Annotated in this window: 5 protein-coding genes; 4 read left to right on the top strand and 1 reads right to left on the bottom strand. The window is 37.2% G+C overall.

All coding sequences use genetic code 11. From position 1 onward, the window contains the following. On the top strand, positions 1–188 hold a 188-nt coding region (locus ACIR310F_RS23040), incomplete at its 5' end, for a hypothetical protein (protein ID WP_035368398.1). 29 nt (positions 189–217) lie between these two features. On the opposite strand, the gene ACIR310F_RS0118075 is transcribed toward ACIR310F_RS23040, so the two are convergent. Then, positions 218–1051 (bottom strand): FAD-binding domain-containing protein, encoded by an 834-nt coding sequence (locus tag ACIR310F_RS0118075; RefSeq protein WP_028085044.1) that lies wholly within the window; start codon positions 1049–1051, stop codon positions 218–220. 119 nt (positions 1052–1170) lie between these two features. Here ACIR310F_RS0118075 and sipA point away from each other — a divergent pair, with 119 nt between their 5' ends. From sipA to ACIR310F_RS0118060, 3 genes are all read left to right on the top strand, one after another. Continuing rightward, positions 1171–1419, top strand: a complete 249-nt coding sequence (gene sipA / locus ACIR310F_RS0118070; RefSeq protein ID WP_028085043.1) for a regulatory protein SipA — start codon at positions 1171–1173, stop codon at positions 1417–1419. 50 nt (positions 1420–1469) lie between these two features. Then, on the top strand, positions 1470–2027 hold the full coding sequence (locus ACIR310F_RS0118065; protein WP_028085042.1) for a peroxiredoxin: 558 nt from the start codon (positions 1470–1472) through the stop codon (positions 2025–2027). A 166-nt stretch (positions 2028–2193) separates the two neighbouring features. Beyond that, entirely contained in the window at positions 2194–3063 is an 870-nt protein-coding gene (locus tag ACIR310F_RS0118060) for a polyphosphate kinase 2 family protein (protein WP_028085041.1), read from the top strand. The last annotated feature ends 192 nt before the right edge of the window (positions 3064–3255 follow it).

The raw sequence follows: 3255 nt of genomic DNA, 5'->3' as shown, positions 1-3255 counted from the left end.
GGGAACAGGGAACAGGTTTTGGGGAACTTTCAGGGAACAGGGAACAGGTTTTGGGGAACTTTCAGGGAACAGGGAACAGGTTTTGGGGAACTTTCAGGGAACAGGGAACAGGTTTTGGGGAACTTTCAGGGAATAGGGAACTTTACTTTTCGTTACTTATGTTGGTTTTTTTCCGTTTACCTACTTAGGTAAAAATCAACAGAGGCGAGGAAAGTGCTTATTTGCGTTTAGTTCCTTTTTGCCAGGTTTGACTATGATGTTGTTTACTAAATTCCGCTTTGGGAAAAAGTCGCTGTTCTATTTGTTCATAACTTCCTTCAAAGTCACATTTACCTAAATAAGGACACTGATGACAATAAACTCCCTTTGTGTAACGTTCTAAATTCTCGCGGTTGAAAAAATAGGGTTTGTGACTAAATGTACTTGCTACCCATTGCCATGACATATTGTTACTTGCTGGATCACCGTCGAGTAAATGTTGCAAAAACCACTTTGCGCCGGCTTGCCATTCCACCCGTCGCCAATGAATAATATAAGCTGCTAACCACATTCTAATATGATTATGGAGATAGCCAGTTGTTCGCAATTCCTGACTAAAGCTGTCCATGCAAACTAACCCTGTAGTTCCAGTGGTGATGTCTTCTGGTAATTTGGCTGTATAGTCTGCGGGTAGATAACCGGTTTTATATTCTTCCTGATTTTGCCAAATCCGGCTTCCTAGTTTAACATATAATCTTTGCCAGTAGTCACGCCAAGCTAATTCCTGAATCAATTTATTAGCATCATTTGGGTTGTCAACTCGTTTGAGTACATATTCTCGAATTTCTCCCAAACTTAAAACACCATGACGAATATAAGCTGATAATTTAGTAACATTACCATCTAAAAAATTCCGTGTTTTTGCATAAGCTACCGGATCAATTTCCCTGAGTGCTTCCTCCGCTGCTTTCCTTCCCCCTGGAATATTACTAACATGATCATCTGCTGCTTGGGGAAACTGTTCCCGCAGGTATGTAACTAATTCACTTCTGTTTTTAAAATCACGTAACATAATTTTCTAGATATGTTTTCTTGACTGTTGTATAATTGAAGTATGATTTAGTCTCACGCCAAGGCGCAAAGACCCAATGTTAACCGCTTGTAAAATTATGGAATACAAATTATTACAAAATGTCCCCACAATTCCCAATTGGTAGTAAAGTCCGTGTGGTGTCCTTACCACCATACCTGAAAACTGCTGAACCTATGCCTATGTTACGTCCTGCTGATGTCATTCACATTGGGGAAGAAGGTATAGTTATTGACTGTCGCCCTGGTGGTTATTGGGGTGTACGCTTTACTAGAGGGGCTTTTCTCATAGATAGCCAATATATTGAAAGTATCGAAAACCCACCGGAATCTGATTCAGATGCAAAATAGGAGACGAGAAGAATGTAAACTTATATTAAGTTATTTTTCTGGTTTAAACCATGATTTCCCGTCGCACTTTTCTGAGCATTTTATTTGCTACTTGTTTAGCTGTGATTAATTGGTTGAATTTTACACCCAACGCTCAAGCTTTAGGTGGTAAATTACCGATAATTAATCAATTAGCACCAGAATTTACTTTACCAACTAATACGGGCAATGGTAAAATCTCTTTGGCTGATTTTCGCGGTCAGTGGGTAGTTCTCTATTTCTACCCTAAAGATTTTACTTCTGGTTGTACTATTGAAGCCCGACGTTTTCAGCAAGATCTATCTAAGTACATTGAGAAAAATACCCAAGTTATTGGTATCAGTGCTGACGATGTTGATTCTCATGCGGAATTTTGTGATTCCGAAGGGTTAAAATTTCCTTTGTTAGCTGATACTACGGGAACAGTTAGTAAAGCTTATGGTTCTTGGATGAATTTTTTCTCTATGCGCCATAGTTTTATTATTGATTCTCAAGGTATTTTACGCGCAACTTTTGTCAAGGTTAATCCTAGTATTCACAGTACGGAAGTTTTAGCCGAGTTAAGCAAATTACAATCTTCTGTTTATTAGAAGTCAGGAAATATTACTTTTTTGACTCCCTCTCTCTGCGGTTTTAGGGTTTTTTATCTAACCGCAGAGGCGCGGAGGACGCGGAGGAGGAAGGAAATTAGCTAGGTTGTTTTGGGATTTTTTAGGATTAAGTTTAAAGCTTTTATAGGAGTGCTAATTTTTTTCAATGAATCATGATCCTTATATTGTTAAACCAGGTTCTCAAATTTCTTTTGTCAAGGATTATAACCCAGGTTATAAGTGTGAATTTCATCAAAAAGGTGATGCTGTCAGAAAATTAAAGGCGGGTATTTTACAGTTAGCTAAGTATCAAGATATTCTCTATGCTCAAAATAATTATTCTTTGTTGATTATTTTTCAGGCTATGGATGCTGCTGGTAAAGATAGTACCATTAAACACGTTATGTCTGGTGTCAATCCTCAAGGATGTCAGGTATTTAGTTTTAAAGCACCCAGTGAAGAGGAGTTAGATCATGATTATTTATGGCGCTCAATGAGGGCTTTACCCGAAAGGGGAAGAATTGGTATTTTTAATCGTTCTTATTATGAGGAATTACTCATAGTGCGTGTACATCCAGAAATTCTTAAAAAACAACAATTACCCATTTTTCCTAAAGGTGATCAAATATGGAAACAGCGTTTTGAAGAAATTAATAATTTTGAAAAATATTTGGTTAATAATGGTGTGATTATTCTTAAATTTTTTCTCAATGTCTCTAAGTCGGTACAAAGAAAACGGTTTTTGGAACGCATTGACTCACCAGAAAAAAATTGGAAGTTTTCTACTAGTGATTTACAAGAACGCCGTTTTTGGGATGATTATATGAATGCTTATGAAGAAGTCTTTAACCACACTAGCACGGAATTTGCTCCTTGGTATATTGTCCCGGCCGATCGCAAGTGGTTTACAAGATTAATAGTAGCAGATATTATTTGCCAAAAGTTACAAGAATTAAATTTACAATACCCAAAAATCAGTGAAGAATATAAACGAAAATTATCGGAAGCAAAAAAGGCTTTAGAAGCAGAAAGTTAGGCTCTTCGGTACTTGTTATGCTAAATTAATAGTCAGTAAAAAGGGACGGGGAACTCTGAGAGGATGTTTTAAAAGTTGTATCCCGTATCATCACATTTTTACCCCCCTTAGTCCCCCCTTATAAAGCAGGGCGTTTTCATTTTCTAAATTCTAGCAGAAGAAAGAGCGAAACTTTTACTATTATTCGCTCTT

This window comes from Dolichospermum circinale AWQC310F, assembly GCF_000426925.1.
Taxonomy (GTDB): domain Bacteria; phylum Cyanobacteriota; class Cyanobacteriia; order Cyanobacteriales; family Nostocaceae; genus Dolichospermum; species Dolichospermum circinale.
Note: the sequence above shows the minus strand (reverse complement) of the source record. Positions and strands in the feature narration are given on the sequence as shown.

Coding starts and splice junctions, on each gene's coding strand:
- ACIR310F_RS0118065 (WP_028085042.1), top strand. CDS start 1,470: ATGATTTCCCGTCGCACTTTTCTGAGCATTTTATTTGCTACTTGTTTA.
- ACIR310F_RS0118060 (WP_028085041.1), top strand. CDS start 2,194: ATGAATCATGATCCTTATATTGTTAAACCAGGTTCTCAAATTTCTTTT.
- ACIR310F_RS0118075 (WP_028085044.1), bottom strand. CDS start 1,051: ATGTTACGTGATTTTAAAAACAGAAGTGAATTAGTTACATACCTGCGG.
- sipA (WP_028085043.1), top strand. CDS start 1,171: ATGTCCCCACAATTCCCAATTGGTAGTAAAGTCCGTGTGGTGTCCTTA.